Annotated in this window: 16 protein-coding genes and 5 tRNA genes; 6 read left to right on the top strand and 15 right to left on the bottom strand. The window is 61.7% G+C overall.

Features of this window, described 5'->3' with window-relative positions; all coding sequences use genetic code 11:
- Positions 1–45: 45 nt before the first annotated feature.
- On the bottom strand, positions 46–495 hold the full coding sequence (locus H3H51_RS08260) for an Hsp20 family protein (protein WP_183088562.1): 450 nt from the start codon (positions 493–495) through the stop codon (positions 46–48).
- A gap of 138 nt (positions 496–633) precedes the next feature.
- Entirely contained in the window at positions 634–1,623 is a 990-nt protein-coding gene (locus H3H51_RS08255; RefSeq protein WP_183088561.1) for a tRNA dihydrouridine synthase, read from the bottom strand.
- A gap of 103 nt (positions 1,624–1,726) precedes the next feature.
- Between H3H51_RS08255 and H3H51_RS08250 the strand changes: the two genes are divergently transcribed.
- On the top strand, positions 1,727–2,122 hold the full coding sequence (locus H3H51_RS08250) for a hypothetical protein (RefSeq protein ID WP_183088560.1): 396 nt from the start codon (positions 1,727–1,729) through the stop codon (positions 2,120–2,122).
- A 17-nt stretch (positions 2,123–2,139) separates the two neighbouring features.
- On the opposite strand, the gene H3H51_RS08245 is transcribed toward H3H51_RS08250, so the two are convergent.
- The 10 genes from H3H51_RS08245 to H3H51_RS08200 all read right to left on the bottom strand — a co-directional run bounded on the left by H3H51_RS08245 (position 2,140) and on the right by H3H51_RS08200 (position 8,111).
- Positions 2,140–2,589 carry an acyl-CoA thioesterase gene (locus H3H51_RS08245; protein WP_183088559.1) on the bottom strand — a complete coding sequence of 150 codons (450 nt, stop codon included), beginning with the start codon at positions 2,587–2,589 and terminating at the stop codon, positions 2,140–2,142.
- Positions 2,586–3,236 (bottom strand): bifunctional 4-hydroxy-2-oxoglutarate aldolase/2-dehydro-3-deoxy-phosphogluconate aldolase, encoded by a 651-nt coding sequence (locus H3H51_RS08240; RefSeq protein ID WP_183088558.1) that lies wholly within the window; start codon positions 3,234–3,236, stop codon positions 2,586–2,588. Before H3H51_RS08240 ends, H3H51_RS08245 begins: the two co-directional genes overlap by 4 nt.
- A gap of 271 nt (positions 3,237–3,507) precedes the next feature.
- On the bottom strand, positions 3,508–4,362 hold the full coding sequence (locus H3H51_RS08235) for an alpha/beta fold hydrolase (protein ID WP_183088557.1): 855 nt from the start codon (positions 4,360–4,362) through the stop codon (positions 3,508–3,510).
- Positions 4,363–4,404: 42 nt separating this feature from the next.
- Positions 4,405–4,944: a TetR/AcrR family transcriptional regulator gene (locus tag H3H51_RS08230; RefSeq protein WP_183088780.1), complete on the bottom strand. Its 540-nt coding sequence runs from the start codon at positions 4,942–4,944 to the stop codon at positions 4,405–4,407.
- A gap of 179 nt (positions 4,945–5,123) precedes the next feature.
- Positions 5,124–5,199 (bottom strand) — tRNA-Glu (locus H3H51_RS08225).
- A gap of 48 nt (positions 5,200–5,247) precedes the next feature.
- Positions 5,248–5,323: transfer RNA gene (locus H3H51_RS08220), tRNA-Ala, on the bottom strand.
- 43 nt (positions 5,324–5,366) lie between these two features.
- Positions 5,367–5,442 (bottom strand) — tRNA-Glu (locus H3H51_RS08215).
- Between the two features lie 46 nt (positions 5,443–5,488).
- A tRNA-Ala gene (locus H3H51_RS08210) sits at positions 5,489–5,564 on the bottom strand.
- 112 nt (positions 5,565–5,676) lie between these two features.
- On the bottom strand, positions 5,677–7,158 hold the full coding sequence (gltX, locus tag H3H51_RS08205; RefSeq protein WP_183088556.1) for a glutamate--tRNA ligase: 1,482 nt from the start codon (positions 7,156–7,158) through the stop codon (positions 5,677–5,679).
- A 35-nt stretch (positions 7,159–7,193) separates the two neighbouring features.
- Positions 7,194–8,111, bottom strand: coding sequence for a LysR family transcriptional regulator (locus tag H3H51_RS08200; RefSeq protein ID WP_183088555.1), 918 nt, complete (start codon positions 8,109–8,111; stop codon positions 7,194–7,196).
- Between the two features lie 106 nt (positions 8,112–8,217).
- Between H3H51_RS08200 and H3H51_RS08195 the strand changes: the two genes are divergently transcribed.
- Genes H3H51_RS08195 through H3H51_RS08185 form a run of 3 tightly spaced genes read left to right on the top strand, consistent with a single transcriptional unit; the run spans position 8,218 to position 11,746 of the window.
- Positions 8,218–9,255 (top strand): HlyD family secretion protein, encoded by a 1,038-nt coding sequence (locus H3H51_RS08195; protein WP_183088554.1) that lies wholly within the window; start codon positions 8,218–8,220, stop codon positions 9,253–9,255.
- The gene (locus H3H51_RS08190) at positions 9,245–10,795 is read left to right on the top strand and encodes a DHA2 family efflux MFS transporter permease subunit (RefSeq protein ID WP_220790896.1); all 1,551 of its coding nucleotides are present in this window, start codon (positions 9,245–9,247) and stop codon (positions 10,793–10,795) included. The genes H3H51_RS08195 and H3H51_RS08190 overlap by 11 nt, the downstream gene beginning before the upstream one ends.
- A gap of 51 nt (positions 10,796–10,846) precedes the next feature.
- Positions 10,847–11,746 carry an EamA family transporter gene (locus tag H3H51_RS08185; protein WP_183088553.1) on the top strand — a complete coding sequence of 300 codons (900 nt, stop codon included), beginning with the start codon at positions 10,847–10,849 and terminating at the stop codon, positions 11,744–11,746.
- 146 nt (positions 11,747–11,892) lie between these two features.
- Here the strand turns inward: H3H51_RS08185 and uvrB are convergent, their stop codons facing one another.
- Positions 11,893–13,908: an excinuclease ABC subunit UvrB gene (gene uvrB, locus H3H51_RS08180; protein WP_183088552.1), complete on the bottom strand. Its 2,016-nt coding sequence runs from the start codon at positions 13,906–13,908 to the stop codon at positions 11,893–11,895.
- 187 nt (positions 13,909–14,095) lie between these two features.
- Here uvrB and H3H51_RS08175 point away from each other — a divergent pair, with 187 nt between their 5' ends.
- Complete coding sequence (locus H3H51_RS08175; RefSeq protein ID WP_183088551.1) at positions 14,096–15,292, top strand: amino acid aminotransferase; 1,197 nt, start codon at positions 14,096–14,098, stop codon at positions 15,290–15,292.
- Between the two features lie 67 nt (positions 15,293–15,359).
- Positions 15,360–15,435, top strand: a tRNA-Asn gene (locus tag H3H51_RS08170).
- A gap of 259 nt (positions 15,436–15,694) precedes the next feature.
- Here H3H51_RS08170 and H3H51_RS08165 read toward each other — a convergent pair.
- Complete coding sequence (locus tag H3H51_RS08165; RefSeq protein ID WP_183088550.1) at positions 15,695–16,027, bottom strand: ComEA family DNA-binding protein; 333 nt, start codon at positions 16,025–16,027, stop codon at positions 15,695–15,697.
- An 81-nt stretch (positions 16,028–16,108) separates the two neighbouring features.
- Positions 16,109–18,106 carry a polysaccharide biosynthesis protein gene (locus H3H51_RS08160; protein WP_328803636.1) on the bottom strand — a complete coding sequence of 666 codons (1,998 nt, stop codon included), beginning with the start codon at positions 18,104–18,106 and terminating at the stop codon, positions 16,109–16,111.
- Positions 18,107–18,130 lie beyond the last annotated feature (24 nt).

The following is an 18,130-nucleotide window of genomic DNA, read 5'->3' as shown; positions in this document are numbered from 1 at the left end:
GCTGAGCGAGCGAGGGGCAACACGCTATTGGGATTACCGCAACACTCAGCTTTGCAGAGCCGGCTTCTGGCTGGCGATTGGAATGCGCTTGGCCTTGGCTTCTTCCGGCACGATGCGCACCAGGTCGATATTGAGCAGGCCGTTGAGCAGGCTCGCCGCCTTGACCTCGATATGGTCGGCCAGGCGGAACGACAGCTTGAAGCCACGCTGGGCAATGCCCTGATGCAGGTAGGTCACGCTCTCGGCGCTACGCTCGCGCTTGCCGCCGCTGACGGTCAGCACGCCACGTTCGACTTGCAGCTCCAGGTCTTCATCCTGGAAACCGGCGGCCGCGACAACGATGCGGTACTGGTCATCGCCATGCTTCTCGACGTTGTAGGGCGGATAAGAGCTGCCCGCGTCATTGTTGCGCAGGGCCGATTCGAACAGGTCGTTGAAACGGTCGAAACCAATGGAATGGCGAAACAGCGGAGCCATGGAAAAGGCGGTAGTCATGCAACATCTCCTGAAATTCAGCGAGTCGATTGAGTACGGGACCCGACTTCGGCATCCCGTATTCCCTAGATAAGGACGCCGCAAAAAATTTCAAGAGACCGTCAATCCGCCCACTTCATCCACTCATCCACGTGCCGTTCAGAGCACCTCGGCGCAGCGCTCCTCAAGAGCAAAGGCGCTGGTATTCACACAACCCAGCAGTGCGTCGATGCGCGCGCAATCGTTCTCCCGGCGCAGTGCCGTGAACAGCTCGGTCGCCTGCGGATAGCTGCGGGTCAGCATGGCCAGCCACTGCTTGAGCCTGCCCGGCGCGTAACGGGGAGCGATCTTGCGTCGCGCCTGCAGCCAGAAGTCGCGCAGCAGCGGCTGCAGCTCTTCCCAACTCATCGGTGCCAGCGCCTGCCCAGCGCGCGCGGCGGCGATCTGCCGGGCCAGGTCCGGACGCGACACCAGGCCACGGCCGAGCATGATGTCCTCCGCACCGCTGACTTCGCGGCAGCGCTGCCAGTCCTCGACGCTCCAGATTTCACCATTGGCATAGACCGGCACCGCCACCACGTCCTGCACCCGCGCCACCCACTCCCAGTGGGCCGGTGGCTTGTAGCCGTCAGCCTTGGTCCGCGCATGCACCACGATCTGCGCCGCGCCGCCGTCGGCCAGGGCCCGCGCACAATCCAGCGCGCCATCCGGGCTGTCGAAGCCCAGGCGCATCTTCGCCGTCACCGGAATCTCGCACGGCACTGCCCGGCGCACCTCGCAGAGAATCGCATGCAGCAGCTCCGGCTCCTTGAGCAGCACCGCACCGCCGCGCGACTTGTTCACCGTCTTGGCCGGGCAACCGAAGTTGAGATCGATCACCGGCGCCCCCAGTTCGCAGGCATAGGCGGCGTTTTCCGCCAGGCACTGCGGATCGGAGCCGAGCAGCTGTACCCGCACCGGCGTGCCACTGCGGGTGCGTGAGGCAGAGCCCAACTCAGGCGCCAGCTTGCGAAAGTGCGAGGCCGGCAGCAGGCGGTCACTGACGCGAATGAACTCGGTCACGCACCAGTCGATGCCACCAACACGGGTAAGCACGTCGCGCAGAATCTCGTCGACCAGGCCTTCCATGGGCGCCAAGGCAATTTGCATGGGACTGTCCGGAAAAAAGGGCGCGTAGTTTAAGCTGTAGCCGGCGCCGCGCAAGATTTCCCCGACGGCGGCCGGGCCTCGCGGCCCCTACAAGGAGTAACCCATGCGCCACGCTCTACTGCTCGCCCTGAGCCTGATCTGCAGCACCAGCTTTGCCGACGACACTGTGCCGCGCGGGGTGAAGGTCGTGCCCAGCAACGCCGTGCCCGGCTCGCCCGGCCGGCTGATCTTCAGCCGCGACAGCAACGCGCCGAACGCCTGCGACGTGGACATCTACGTGAACCTGCAACGGGCCGCCAGCCTGGGCCCGGGCAAAAGCACCATGCTCGACCTGCCTAGCGGCCAGATCAGCGTCTCCGTGGCGCTGTCCTCCGCCGGCTATTGCGGCGGCAACGGCCCGGGGCCATCGCAGTCGGTGCTGATCACCCCGGGTGAAACCCGCCAGTTCGCCATCAAGGTACAACCAGGCCAGGTATTTCTCGCGCCGATGCTCAACTGAGCCCCAGACCCGGCCTCTTACAGCTGCAACGGATAGGGCTCCAGCACCGCCGGACCATAGCCCTCGATGAACTCCACCGGCATGCGCTTGGGCTTGCCGGTGGACAGTTCGATGCAGACGAAGGTGGTCTGCGCGCGCAGCAGGGTGGTGGCATCAGCCGGTCGCCAGAGCTGGAAGCGCCGAGTCATCTTCAGGCGCTGGTCGGACTCGATGATCCAGGTGGCCATCTGCAGCTCTTCGCCCTCATAGGCGCTGGCCAGGTAATCGATCTCATGGCGCAGTACCGCCATGGCGCGGTCCAGACGGCGATACTCAGCCAGATCCAGCCCCAGATGCTGTGAATGACGCCAGGCGCAACGCTCCAGCCAGCTTACATAGACCGCATTGTTGGCATGACCGAGGCCATCGATATCCTCGGCGGCGACGCTCAGGTCGATGACGAACGGGGTCGGCAAGTCCCAGCTCATGGCTTGACCTCCACCGTGGCCGCCAGGGCGCAGGCTTCGCTGGTGAGCTGGGTGATCTGATCCCAGGCACGCGCGCGAATCAGGTTGTCCGGGGCAATCCAGGTGCCACCGACGCAGGCCACGTTGGGCAAGCGCAGGAAGCTCAGCAGGTTGTCTGCGGTGATGCCGCCCGTGGGGCAGAAGCGAATGCCGGTGAACGGCCCCTTGAAGCTTTTCAGCATCTTCACGCTGGTGGTGCCATTGGCCGGGAACAGCTTCAGCGACCGGTAGCCGTACTCCAGCGCCAGCAGCACCTCGGAGGGTGTCATCACCGCCGGCAGGTACGGCATTCCAGAGTCATCCGCCGCGGCCGCCAAGCGCTCGGTGCAACCCGGGCTGACGGTGAACTGCGCGCCGGCATCGCGGGCTTCCTGAAACTGCTCGGCGTGGATCACCGTCCCCGCGCCCACCAGCAACTCCGGCAAGGCCTGGCGAATCGCCGCCAATGCATCCAGGGCGCGCGGCGTGCGCAGTGTCACTTCCAGCACGCTGATGCCACCGGCGTGCAGGGCACGCGCCAGATCCACCGCCAGCTCCACATCTTCGATCACCAGCACGGGCAATACCGGCCGCGCCCGCTGCAGTACCTTGTCCATTGTCAGGTTCATGTCAGTCCCCTCATCGAAAAATGTTGCCCCGCGCTCGACTGGGCCAAGGCGCACCATGCCGGCTGTGACGGCGTCCGGGCTCGGTGAAGCACACCAGCGCCAGTCATGCCGTACGCGAGCATCGCGTTGATGGGGGGAGTGTAACGGCTTGAGCCGCACGCTTCATGACCAGGCGGCATCAAGTCCCAGCTAGACGATTAAAAAACGTCCGAACTGAATAAAAAGAGGCAGGCCTACCGCGATCAGCAGGTCTGCCCGAAGCACCACAGCGTCAGGACGCGAGGGCGACAGACTCAAGCCTATCCAGACGAGGCTCAGCCACCGAATCCAGCAACTCCAGTACCGCCTCCACCACCCGCGGATCAGCCAGCGGCTTGCTATGCCCACCACTCGCCAGGTTCAACAACTGACTACCAGGCCATACCGCATGGATACTCTGCGCCTCGGCGGCCGGCACCATCCCATCATCCTGCGCATGCACCACCAGGCCCGGCATATCCAGGCGATAGTGCGCCACGTCGACCAGGGCTACGGGCATGCCGGCCGTCTGCTCGATCCGACTGACGAAACGCGCACGCGCCTGCCGGGGCAAACCGACGAAATGAGCGAAGCGCCGCAGCGCACCGAGGATCCGCGCCGGCGCGGCGATGGTCACCAGCGCCTCGGTGCGCAAGCCCAACTGAGTCGCCAGGAGCGCCGCAGCGCCGCCCATGGAATGACCAATCACCGCCCGCAGCGGCGGCAACTCGCTGGCCGCCTCAAGCAATGCACGGGCGAACAGCACCACATTCGCCTCATACCCCGGTGAGCGGCCGTGGGCCGGGCCATCCAGCGCCACTACGCCATAGCCGGCGCGCACCAATGCACGCACCAAGTGGGCAAATTGGGTCGGGCGCCCTTCCCAACCGTGCAGCAGCAACACCGCCGGCCCCTGCCCCCAGCGCAAGGCAGACAGCCCGAAGCGCAGGGTGATGCGCTCGGCATCCGCCAACAACGGCAGCTCCCACTCGCGTGGCGGCATCTCATTCGGCGATAGGAAAACACGCTGCATACGACTGGCCGCCCAATCCGGCGCCAGGCGACCGACAGTGGCGTTGAAGCCACGAACCCAGTTCATGTTGCTCATCTCGCTGCTCCTTACACCAGGCCCGACACTGCGGGCACGCTCTCAGATCACCGCCGACTTGGCGGCACGTAGGATTCGATCGGATAACTCACTGCCTCCCAGCGCCCGCGCCAAGGCCATCCCACCAACCATCAGCGCCAGGTCAGCCAGCGCCTTGTCGGCGTCTTCCGGACACCCCGCCAACTCGGCCACCATCAACTCGACATGGCTGACCAGCGCCGCCAGAAATGGCGCCGGCAAACGGCTGACTTCATTCAGGGCACTCGGCAGGGGGCAGGCGTCGTGCTCGCTGTCACGGTGCTTGCGCGACAGGTAGAAGGCGGCAGCCAGAACCCGGCGCTCCTGGGGCGCGAGGCTGTTATCCAGCAGGCGGAGCCGGTTGCGGCGACGCTCGAGCAATTTGCAGAAGGCTTCCAGCATCAGCTCGTCCTTGCTGTCGAAATGCGCGTAAAAGCCGCCAACCGTTAGCCCGGCAGCGCCCATTACCTCACCCACACTGGGATCGGCCGGACCCTGCTGGATCAGCGCACGGGTGGCTGCATCAAGGATGCGTTCGCGCGTTCTGCTCTTCTTGTCGCCCATCGCCACCTCCGCATACATTACGCCCGTAATATTACGGACGAAATATAAAAGTACAAGCAGCAATCAAAACCACTGGTCGGAAGCGGGAGCTCAGGAAATAGGAATTGCACGAGGCAGAAAAACAAAAGGGCCACTCCATGACGGAATGACCCTTCCAAAGCCCGCATAGCGGGTAAAAATGGCGTCCCCTAGGGGACTCGAACCCCTGTTACCGCCGTGAAAGGGCGGTGTCCTAGGCCACTAGACGAAGGGGACAAAACCTTCGAAGAACAAGGCCAGCCCTTAAGCTGACCTGTTAGTGATTGGTGGAGCTAGACGGGATCGAACCGTCGACCTCTTGCATGCCATGCAAGCGCTCTCCCAGCTGAGCTATAGCCCCGGATTTTGCGTCTCTCGACGTGCAGTGCAAGCACTGCGCAAAGTGGCGTCCCCTAGGGGACTCGAACCCCTGTTACCGCCGTGAAAGGGCGGTGTCCTAGGCCACTAGACGAAGGGGACGAAACCTTCATTCACTCGAACGGCTGGAATTCGTTCGGTGGCAATTTGGTGGAGCTAGACGGGATCGAACCGTCGACCTCTTGCATGCCATGCAAGCGCTCTCCCAGCTGAGCTATAGCCCCGTCGCTTGGACGGGGCGCATATTAGGTTCGAGGGCCTTGGCTGTCAACACTATTTTTCATTCGACTCGAATCTTTTTCGTCGAAAGAACAATCACTTACCCTCGCCCACCGCTCAGCGGAAAGTTTCCAGCAGCTTCTTCCACTCCTTGGTCTCGCCATTGCTCACCCCGCCAAGCAGCTCAATGGCCTGGCGCAGACGGAAGCGGGAAAGATCGGCACCGAGGATTTCCATGGCGTCCAGCACCGACACCGAACTGGCCTTGCCAGTGATGGCCGGGAAGATCAGCGGCATCAGGTCGCGCAGCTTGAGACCAAGGCCCTCGCAGATGAACTGGATGCTCGCGGTGATCTTCTCCTTGTCCCACTGACGCAGCGCCTCCAGCTCCCACAGCAGCAACTGCAGCGCCTGGCGTACCTGGTCCGGGGTGAGCTTCTTGTGCTCCAGCAGCTTGGCATCCAGTTGCACGCCACCACTGAAGAAGAAGCTGGCCAGCGGCGCGATATCGCCGAAGGTCTCCACTCGCCCCTGCACGTGCGGAGCGATCTGCATCAGGTACTGCGAGTTGAACGCCCAGTCCTGTACGCGCTTGGCAAAATCATCCACCGGCAGTTCGCGCAGCCACTGGCCATTCAGCCAGGACAGCTTCTCCACATCAAAGATCGGCCCACCGAGCGATACGCGCGACAGGTCGAAGTGCTCGACCATCTCGGCCAGGGAGAACTTCTCGCGCTCGTCCGGCATCGACCAGCCCATGCGACCCAGGTAATTGAGCAGCGCCTCGGGCATGTAGCCCATGCGCTCATAGAAGGTGATGCAGGTGGGGTTCTTGCGCTTGGACAGCTTGCTCTTGTCCGGATTGCGCAGCAGCGGCATGTAGCAGAGCTTGGGCTGCTCCCAGCCAAAGTACTCGTACAGTTTGATCAGCTTGGGCGCCGACGGCAGCCATTCCTCGCCACGCAGGACATGGGTGATTTCCATCAGGTGGTCGTCGACCACGTTGGCCAGGAAGTAGGTGGGCAGGCCATCGGCCTTCATCAGCACCTGCATGTCCATGCGATCCCACGGGATCTCCACGTCGCCACGCAGCATGTCCGGCACTACGCAGACGCCTTCGCTCGGCACCTTCATGCGCACCACGTGCGACTCGCCGGCAGCAATGCGCTGCTGCGCTTCGGCCGCCGCCAGGTGAATGCAATGACCGTCGTAGCGCGGCGTCTCTTTCTTCGCCATCTGCTCGGCACGCACCTGATCCAGGCGCTCGGCGGAGCAGAAGCACGGGAAGGCATGGCCCTTGCTGACCAGTTCGTCCGAGTATTTCTTGTAGATCGCGCCACGCTCGCTCTGCCGGTACGGGCCGTGCGGGCCGCCGACGTCCGGGCCTTCGTTCCACTCGATACCCAACCAACGCAGGGCATCGAAGATCTGCTGCTCGGACTCACGGGTCGAGCGCAGTTGATCGGTATCCTCGATGCGCAGGATGAACTCGCCGCCGTGCTGACGGGCGAAGCACAGGTTGAACAGGGCGATATAAGCGGTACCGACGTGCGGATCACCGGTGGGCGACGGCGCAATACGGGTGCGGACTTTGGTCATGACGGGTCTCAAAACAAAGAAGCGAAAGGGCGAAATCAGGGGCGCGATATTAACAGGCCGTCCACCGCCGGCTCCAGCAACCCGGAGTGGGTCGCCAGGCTGGCCATCAGGAAGTCGAGAAAGGTTTTCACCTTCATCGCCTGAAAACGCCTGGAAGGATAGACCGCGTAGAGCTCACCGACCGGCAGGCGGATATCTGGCAACACCTCGACCAGACGGCCGCTGCGCACCGACTCATCGGAAATCATCACCGGCAATGCCGCGATACCAGCCCCGGCCTGCGCCGCTTCGCGTGCCAAGGTGATGTTGTTGCACGACAGCACACGCTGGCAGGCAATGTGCTCACCCAGCAAAGGCCAATAACGCAAGGAGTCCTGCGGCAGCAGGATGGCCCGATGACTGACCAGGTCCTTGGTGGTACTCGGCGTGCCGTGCAACGCCAGGTAGTCGCGGCTGGCGTACAAGCAGCGACTGGTCTGGAACAGCTTGCGCGCGATCAGCGTCGAGTCCTGTGGCTGACCGATCTGGATGGCGATATCGATGCCCTCCTCGACCAGGTCGACATCACGGGTGGTCAGTTCCACTTCGGCACTGATCTGCGGGTACTGGCGCATGAAATGCCCGAGCACGCTACCGAGGAACAACTGGCCGAACTCGATCGGCGCCGTGATCCGCAGCAGCCCGGAAGGCTCCTGCTGCAACTGCATGACGGCCTGCTCAGCCTCAGCGAAGTCGAGCATGATCTGCCGGCAGCGCTCGTAATAGGCCTGCCCCACTTCCGTCAGACGCAGCTTGCGCGTGGTGCGGTTGAGCAGGCGTACACCAAGACGTTCTTCGAGCTGGGCAATACGCCGGCTGACCGTGGACTTTTGCATGCCCAGGCTCTGGGCAGCCTGGGTAAAGCTGTGGCACTCCACGACACGCGTGAAGATCAACGCATCATCCAGCCCCATGATTGTTCCCGATAAGCAACAAAGTTTGGCAATTCTACCGTCTATATACTTCCCAGCAACACTGATAGATTTGCTTACACTTACGACTGCTGTTTGAGCCCTCTTCATGCCTGCCCAATTGCAACGCCGCCTGTCCGTTTTCGTCGCCCTCCTCGTCCTGGTTGGCGCGGTCTTCTTTGGACACTGGTTACTGGTGGGGCGCTTCTTCGAAAGCACCGACAACGCCTATGTGCAGGGAGAAATCACCCGCGTATCCAGCCAGCTCAGCGCCCGTATCGACAAGGTACTGGTCAGCGACAACCAGCACGTCGAGCAGGGCGAACTGTTGGCCAGCCTGGAAAGCGCCGACTTCCAGCTGGCCCTGGATCGCGCCCGCGCCGCCCTGGCGACCCGCGAGGCCGAGCTGACCCAGGCGCAAAGCCGTCTCGAACAACAGGCCAGCATGATTGCCGCCAGCCGCGCCGACGTCGGCGCCAGCGAGGCCACACTCAGCCGCACCCAGATCGACCTGTCCCGCGCGCAGACCCTGCGCAAGCCGGGTTATGTCTCCGAAGAGCGCGTCACCACGCTCTCCGCCGACAGCCGCGTGGCCCGCTCGCAACTGGCCAAGGCCGAAGCCGACCTGGACGCCCAGCGCCAGCAGGTCGATTCCCTGAAAGCCGAAGTCAAACGCCTCGACGCACAGATCGCCAACGCCCGCGCCGATGTAGCCCAGGCCGAGCTGAACCTGTCGCGCACGCAGATTCATGCACCGATCAGCGGCATCGTCGGCCAGCGCTCGGCGCGCAATGGCCAGATCATTCAGGCCGGCGCCTACCTGCTGTCGATCGTGCCCAACGACGACATCTGGGTGCAGGCCAACTTCAAGGAAACCCAGATTGGCAAGATGCAGGTCGGCCAGCATGCCGAACTGCTGTTCGACGCCTACCCGGACACCCCCATCGAAGCGACCATCGACAGCCTGTTCGCGGCCTCCGGCGCGCAGTTCAGCCTGCTGCCGCCGGACAACGCCACCGGCAACTTCACCAAGGTGGTGCAGCGCATGCCGGTGAAGCTGACCTTCGCCGCCGACAATCCGCTCAAGGGCAAGATCCGCCCGGGCATGTCCGTCGAGGTCAAGGTCGACATCCGCGATGGCCGGTGATGAGCTGATTCGCCCTATTGGCGAACCCACACGGCGCGATTGGATCGCGGTGATGAGCGCCATGCTCGGCGCCTTCATGGCCGTGCTGGATATCCAGATCACCAACTCTTCGCTGAAGGACATCCAGGGCGCGCTATCTGCCACCCTGGAGGAAGGCTCGTGGATCTCCACCTCCTATCTGGTGGCCGAGATCATCATGATCCCGCTCACCGCCTGGCTGGTGCAGCTGCTCTCGGCGCGGCGCCTGGCCGTCTGGGTATCGCTGGGTTTCCTCGCCTCCTCCCTGCTCTGCTCGTTCGCCTGGAACCTGGAGAGCATGATTGTGTTCCGCGCCCTGCAGGGCTTCACCGGTGGCGCACTGATCCCCCTGGCGTTCACCCTGACCCTGATCAAGCTGCCGGAACACCACCGCGCCCGCGGCATGGCGCTGTTCGCCATCACCGCCACCTTCGCCCCGTCCATCGGCCCGACCCTCGGAGGCTGGCTCACGGAAAACTGGGGCTGGGAATACATCTTCTACATCAACGTGCCGCCAGGCCTGCTGATGATTGCCGGCCTGATGTACGGCCTGGAGAAGAAGGCGCCGCACTGGGAACTGCTGAAAAGCACCGACTATGCCGGCATCGTCACCCTCGGCGTCGGCCTCGGCTGCCTGCAGGTGTTCCTCGAAGAAGGCCATCGCAAGGACTGGCTGGAATCGAACCTGATCGTCAGCCTGGGCTCCATCGCCGTCAGCAGCCTGATCCTGTTCGTCATCCTGCAGCTGTCCAAACCCAATCCTCTGATCAACCTGCGCATCCTCGGCGAGCGCAACTTCGGTCTGACCAGCATCGCCGGCCTGGGCATGGGCGTCGGTCTGTATGGCTCGATCTACCTGCTGCCGCTGTATCTGGCCCAGGTGCACAACTACAACGCGCTGCAGATCGGCGAAGTGATCATGTGGGCAGGGCTGCCGCAGCTGCTCATCATTCCCCTGGTGCCCAAGCTGATGAAGGTGATCACGCCGAAGATTCTGTGCGCCCTGGGTTTCGGCCTGTTCGGCCTCTCCAGCTTCGCCTCCGGGATACTCAATCCGGACTTTGCCGGCGAGCAATTCCACCAGATCCAGATCATCCGCGCCCTCGGCCAACCCGCAGTCATGGTGACCATCTCGTTGATCGCCACAGCCTATATCCAGGCCCAGGACGCGGGATCGGCCTCGAGCCTATTCAACATCCTGCGCAACCTCGGCGGCGCCATCGGCATCGCCCTGCTCGCCACCCTGCTCGACAGCCGGGCCAAGATCTATTTCGACTACCTGCGCGAAGCCCTGGTGCCGACCAACCCACAAGCCGCCGAACGCCTCGCCCAGCTCACCGAGAAGTTCGGCAGCGAGCAGGCCGCACTGGCCAAACTGAGCGAGATCGCCCATCAGCAGGCGGCGATCATGGCCTACAATGACGCCTTCCATTTCGTCGGCCTGGCGCTCGCCATCAGCATGGTCGCCGTACTCCTGACCCGCGCACTGCCCCCGGGAACCACCGGCGGCGGCGCCCATTAAACAAGTCGAGCACGCCGCCACAAGCGGCGTGTTCTCTTTCAAGGTTGTGCAATGCCCACCTCCGCCACGCGCTCCCGCTCGCTGCTCCTGATCGGGGCTTTTCTGGTCATCTATATCGGCTGGGGCACTACCTACCTGGCCAACCACTTTCTGCTGCGTGAACTGCCGCCCTTCATCGTTGGCACCTTGCGCTTCCTGTTCGCCGGCCTGCTGGCCCTGACCTGGGCCCTGAGCCGGGGCGAGGCGCATGTGCAGGAAGGCAACTGGGGCAGCGCCCTGATCGGCGGGCTGCTGCTGATCGCCATCGGCCAGGGCGCACTGATCTACGCCAACCTGCACCTGCCCACCGGCCTGCTGGCGATGCTGTACACCACCTTGCCGCTGTGGAGCGTCGCACTGGAATGGGTGCTGGGCGAGCGCCCACCCTTCTGGGTGCTGCTCGGCCTGGCCCTGGCCAGCGGCGGTATCGTGCTACTGATGAGCAATGGACTGGGTAGCGATGCAGGACCGCTGCAGTGGCTGTCCGGCGGCCTGATCCTGCTCGCCACTCTGCTGTGGGCCATCGGCGCCTGGTGGATGCGCCGGCGTGCGCCGTTTCGTTCAAGCTGGTTCGGCCTCAGCCTGCAGATGCTGATTGGCGCTGCGGTGCTGGCCATCGTCGGCCTGTGGCACGGCGACTGGCAGGTGCTGCACCTGGCCAACCTGTCGACCCAAGGCTGGCTGTGGCTGGCCTACCTGGTGCTGCCAGTGAGTCTGGGCGTGTACCCGGCGTATTTCTGGCTGCTGCGCGAAGTGCGCCCGAGCCTGGTGTCGACCTTCGCCTTCGTCAACCCGGTGGTGGCACTGCTGCTGGGCTTCCTGATTCTCGGCGAACAGCTCAGCCTGAGTGCTGGCCTGGCCTGCCTGGCGACGCTGGGCGGGGTGTCGCTGATCATCTTTGGCCGCCGCTGAGAACCCGCCTCGGAGCTTTTGATCGTCGGCCGTACTGCGTTGAAATTGGCTCGGACTGCTCATTTACACCTAGTAAACTCCGCGTCCTCGCCCAATTTCGCCTTGCCTGGCTCTAGCTCAAAAGCTCCGAGACAAGTTCTGAGCTATCAAACCTGCAGCAGACGATCACGCAGCTTCTGGATCTCGTCGCGCATCTGCGCCGCCGCCTCGAACTCCAGGTCGCGCGCGAGCTGGTACATCTTCTCTTCCAGCTGGCGAATGCGCTTGGTGATCTCGCTGGGCGAGCGCAGCTCGGCCTCGTAACGCGCACTCTCCTCCGCCGCCTTGGCCATGCCCTTGCGCTTGTTGCTCCGCGAACCGGGCACCGTGGCGCCTTCGAGGATGTCCTGAATGTCTTTCTTCACGCCCTTGGGCACGATGCCGTTGGCTTCGTTGAAGGCGATCTGCTTGTTGCGACGCCGTTCGGTCTCGCCAATGGCCCGCTCCATCGAGCCGGTCATGCGATCGGCATACAGAATCGCCCGACCATTGAGGTTGCGCGCCGCGCGGCCGATAGTCTGGATCAACGAGCGCTCGGAGCGCAGGAAGCCTTCCTTGTCCGCATCGAGGATCGCCACCAGCGACACCTCTGGCATATCCAGGCCTTCGCGCAACAGGTTGATCCCCACCAGCACATCGAACGCACCGATACGCAGGTCGCGGATGATCTCCACCCGCTCCACCGTGTCGATGTCCGAGTGCAGGTAGCGCACCTTGACGTCGTGATCCGCCAGGTAGTCGGTGAGGTCCTCAGCCATGCGCTTGGTCAGGGTGGTGACCAGCACACGCTCCTCAATCGCCACGCGCTTGCGAATCTCCGAAAGCAGGTCATCGACCTGGGTGCGTGCCGGACGCACCTCGATCTGCGGATCGACCAGGCCGGTCGGGCGCACCAACTGCTCGACCACCCGCCCGGCATGCTCGGCCTCGTAGTTGCCCGGCGTGGCCGAAACAAAAATGGTCTGCGGGCTGGCCGCCTCCCACTCTTCGAACCGCATCGGCCGGTTGTCCAGCGCCGACGGCAGGCGGAAGCCGTACTCCACCAGGGTTTCCTTGCGAGAGCGGTCACCCTTGTACATCGCCCCGACCTGCGGCACCGAGACGTGGGACTCGTCGATCACCAGCAGCGCCTGGTCCGGCAGGTAGTCGTACAGGGTCGGCGGTGGCTCGCCGGGACCACGCCCGGAGAGGTAGCGCGAGTAGTTTTCGATGCCGTTGCAGTAACCCAGCTCGAGGATCATCTCCAGGTCGAAGCGCGTACGCTGCTCCAGGCGCTGCGCCTCGACCAGTTTGTTGTTGGCGCGCAGGTATTCCAGACGCTCCTTGAGCTCAACCTTGATGTGCTCCACCGCCTCCAGCAGCACTTCACGCGGGGTGACGTAGTGGCTCTTGGGGTAGAAGGTGAAGCGCGGCAGCTTGCGGATCACCTCGCCGGTCAGCGGATCGAAGGCCGAGATGCTCTCGACCTCGTCGTCGAACAGCTCGATGCGGATCGCTTCCAGGTCGGACTCGGCCGGAAAAATGTCGATCACATCGCCACGCACGCGGAAGGTGGCACGGGCAAAATCCATGTCATTGCGGGTGTACTGCAGGTCGGCCAGGCGACGCAGCAAGGCACGCTGGTCCATCTTGTCGCCACGGTCGACGTGCAACACCATTTTCAGGTAGCTCTCGGGGCTACCCAGGCCGTAGATGCACGATACGGTGGTGACGATGATCGCATCCGGCCGCTCGAGCAGGGCTTTAGTCGCCGACAGGCGCATCTGCTCGATATGGTCGTTGATCGAGGCGTCCTTCTCGATAAAGGTATCGGACGACGGAACGTAAGCCTCGGGCTGGTAGTAGTCGTAGTAGGAGACGAAGTACTCCACCGCATTGTTCGGGAAGAAGCTCTTGAACTCGCCATAGAGCTGCGCGGCCAGGGTCTTGTTCGGCGCCAGCACCAGGGTCGGACGCTGGATCTGCGCGATCACGTTGGCGATGCTGAACGTCTTGCCGGAGCCGGTCACCCCGAGCAGGGTCTGGTGCGACAGACCAGCCTGCAACCCTTCCACCATCTGGCGAATGGCCTCTGGCTGGTCGCCAGCGGGCTTGAAGCGGGTGACGAGCTGAAACTGGGACATCGGTGATCCTCGGCAAGCCACTGTGACGCGACTACGAAACAGGCGTCATAGCTATCGTAAAGCGCGCTGGCGCTGTCGCCGCGCGCAAACTAGGCCGCTATAATAGCGGCCCGATTATGCAACTCCCTAGTTCCAGTTTTGACTAGGCGTTGCCGGTTTCCCACCTTCCTCTCCGAGCTGCCGCATAATGAGTCTGTTCTCTGCCGTCGAAATGGCACCGCGCGACCCGATCCTGGGCCTGAATGAAGCCTTCAATGCCGACCCCCGCACCACCAAGGTCAACCTGGGCGTCGGTGTCTACTTCACCGAGGAAGGTCGAATTCCGCTGCTACGCGCCGTCGCCGAGGCTGAGAAAGCCCGCATTGAGGCCCATGCACCGCGCGGTTACCTGCCAATCGAAGGCATCGCCGCTTATGACAGCGCCGTGCAGAAACTGCTGTTCGGTGAAGGTTCGGCCCTGCTGGCCGAAGGCCGCGTAGTCACCACCCAGGCCGTCGGCGGCACTGGCGCCCTGAAGACCGGCGCCGACTTCCTCAAGCGCCTGCTACCAGGCGCCGTGGTTGCTATCAGCGACCCGAGCTGGGAAAACCACCGCGCCCTGTTCGAATCTGCCGGTTTCCCGGTACAGAACTACCGCTACTACGATGCCGCCAGCCACGGCGTGAACCGCGCCGGCATGCTGGAAGACCTGAAGAACCTGCCGGCCCGCTCGGTGGTTGTGCTGCACGCCTGCTGCCACAACCCGACTGGCGTCGACCTGTCGCTGGACGACTGGAAAGCCGTGCTGGAAGTGCTGCGCGAGCGTGAGCACGTACCGTTCCTCGACATCGCCTACCAGGGCTTCGGCGACGGTATCGACCAGGACGCCTTCGCTGTGCGCCTGTTCGCCGAGTCCGGCCTGCCATTCTTCGTTTCCAGCTCTTTCTCCAAATCCTTCTCGCTGTACGGCGAGCGCGTCGGCGCCCTGTCCATCGTCACCGCCTCGAAGGAAGAAGCCAGCCGCGTGCTCTCGCAAGCCAAGCGCGTGATCCGCACCAACTACTCCAACCCACCGACCCACGGCGCCACCGTAGTCGCCAGCGTGCTCAACAGCTCCGAGCTGCGTGCACTCTGGGAAAAGGAACTGGGCGAGATGCGTCAACGTATTCGCGACATGCGCCTGGCCATGGTCGAGCAACTGGCGGCGCAGGGCGCCAAGCGCGACTTCAGCTTCGTCGCCCGCCAGCGCGGCATGTTCTCCTACTCCGGCCTGACTGCCGAGCAGGTAGAGCGCCTGAAGAACGAGTTCGCCATCTACGCCGTCGGCACCGGTCGCATCTGCGTCGCCGCGCTCAACCGTAACAATCTGGACGTGGTCACCAAGGCCATCGCCCAGGTGCTCTGAATAGGCTTGAGAAGTCAGCGCAAGGTGTTGACTTCTCTTTTCTAATCAGTAGGATACGCACCGCAGTTCCGCGATAGCTCAGTCGGTAGAGCAAATGACTGTTAATCATTGGGTCCCTGGTTCGAGTCCAGGTCGCGGAGCCAAATTCAAAAGCCCAGGTGAAAACCTGGGGCTTTTTTATTGCTTGCTGACTCTCACCAGGAACTACGTCCCAGGTTATTCGCTTCGCTCTCCCCTTCGGGGGCCGCGCTAAAGCGCGTTCAGCTGCGCTGTCGAGCCAGGTCGCGGAGCCAAATTCAAAAATCTCAGGTGAAAATCTGGGGCTTTTTCATTTCAGTTATAAATCTCCAGGCACTAAAAAGCCGGTCAATGACCGGCTTCTTTATGCTTCGCGATGTTAGTTCAGTTGATATTCAACTTATCGCGATTCTTCTCCAGCGTCGCTGCGCCGATTCCCTTCACCTCCAGCAGCTCGTCCACTGAAGCGAACGGACCGTTGGCCGTACGGTGATCGACAATTGCCTGCGCCTTGACCTTGCCAATACCTACCAGCTCACTCTCCAGAGTGGCAACATCGGCGGTATTGAGGTTTACCTTGCCAACTTCAGCACCAGCAACGGCCTGAGAAATTTCAGCAGGAGAGGTTTCAGTCTTGGCAGACTCTACGGCGAATACACTTACCGAAAGGCTGGTGAGGCAGGCAAACAGCAGAGCGGAGAGTTTGACGTTCAGCATGTAAAGCTCCTTGTCGATGTATGTGGCGACCCTGCCACACACTCAACCTAGCCGCTGTTCATTACCTGTCAAAAAGCGCCATTAAAATTCTGTGCGCTGCTGCACATGCATCCAGTCAACGATTTCACCTTCCGGGGTATAACCGCTCACGGTCGCCCTCAGTAACTGACGCACCCTGTCGTAGTCTCCGACATCAACCGCGGCCAACAACTCAATCAAGATCAGTTTCAATGCATCCCAAGACAACAACTCTTCATTGGCACGCATGATCATCGAATGACTGGTTGGACTGACTTCACCACCGATCAGCAGCTCTTCAAAAAGCTTTTCGCCTGGACGTAATCCAGTGAACTCGACAGCAACATCACCTTGAGGATTGCGCTCCGAGCGCACACTCAACCCAGACAAGTGGATCATCTTCTCTGCCAGATCAAGAATCTTCACCGGATGCCCCATATCGAGCACGAAAACATCGCCACCCTGCCCCATCGAGCCCGCCTGAATAACCAGCTGCGCCGCCTCGGGAATGGTCATGAAATAGCGGGTAATCGATGGGTGAGTGACAGTGACAGGGCCGCCACGGCGAATCTGTTCGCGGAAAAGCGGAATAACCGACCCCGAAGAGCCTAGAACATTACCGAAGCGCACCATGGTAAAGCGCGTCTTGTTCACCTGATGCAAAGCACTATCGCCCATAAGCACCGGCGCCAGCTCTGCACTCAAGGCCTGCAAGACCATTTCCGCCAGACGTTTGGTGCTACCCATGACATTGGTTGGTCGCACCGCCTTATCCGTAGAGATCAGCACAAAGTGCTCAACCCCTGCTTTCAATGCCGCCTGAGCGGTATACAGCGTCCCCATCACATTATTGAGGATGCCTTCCGCGATGTTGTGCTCGACCATGGGCACATGCTTGTACGCCGCCGCGTGATAGACCGTATTAACGCCCCAGGTCCGCATCACATCCTGCATGTGCGCCTGACTGCGCACCGAACCCAATACCGGCAGCAAACGCACAGGTAAAGACGTGCGCCGCACAGCCGACTCCAGCTCACTATGAATGCTGTAAAGGTTGAACTCACTCTGATCCAGAAGAATCAGGGTCTTTGGCGAGCAACCTATGATTTGTCGACAGAGCTCAGCACCAATAGAGCCACCAGCCCCCGTCACCATTACAACCTTGCCGAGAATGCAGCGCTCCAGTAACTCCGCCTGCGGCGGAACAGCATCTCGCCCCAACAGATCAGCAATCTCGACCTCTTGGATGTCCTCTACCTTTACTCGCCCACTGGCCAAATCGAGAATATCCGGCACCGACCGGATATGCAGCGGAAAGCGCTCTAGAAACTGCAGAATCTCTTTACGCCGCGCACGTGTTGCAGAAGGGATAGCCAGCAGAATCTCTTCTGCCCCCGTCTCACTGATCATTTTCTGGATATGCTTGGGAGCAAAAACCTTTAGCCCGGCAATGACCCTGGATGAAATACCGGGATCGTCATCAATAAAAGCCACAGGTCGCATTGCCTTGCCTACTCGCAAGGCCGCTACCAATTGATTCCCAGCAGTACCTGCACCATAAACCGCGACTTTCGGCAAACCGTCATCAGTCGAAGAAAGGCTCATAACCTTCCGGACCTGAAACCAATCGCCCATGAAATACTGGCGCATCAATAATCTGAGTCCACCCAGCATGAGCAAACTCACCCACCAGTAATTGAATACCAGAGAGCGAGGGACAACTGCAGGTGCGGCACGATACCAATAAACTATCAATGCAAGAAACAAAGCCGAGATGGTCACCGAACGAAAGATCGTGACAAGCGCATCATTACCCAAATAACGAAGTACGGCACGGTACATGCCCTGCCTAACATAAATTGGAATAGCAACCAAAGGCGCCACCACGAACAGCCACAAGTAATCCCCTAAAGGGTTTACCAACTTATCCCAGCCCAAGCGAATAAGAAATGCCAGCCAGAGCGCCACCCAAGTAATAACTATATCGGCCGACACCTGCACCAAGCGCTTGTACTTTCTAGGCCAACTTAACAGCCATATACGAAAACCAAGAGTATTCACGAGAGCATCTCCCTGCTGAAGTTA

This window comes from Aquipseudomonas ullengensis (assembly GCF_014174475.1).
GTDB lineage: Bacteria > Pseudomonadota > Gammaproteobacteria > Pseudomonadales > Pseudomonadaceae > Aquipseudomonas > Aquipseudomonas ullengensis.
Note: the sequence above shows the minus strand (reverse complement) of the source record. Positions and strands in the feature narration are given on the sequence as shown.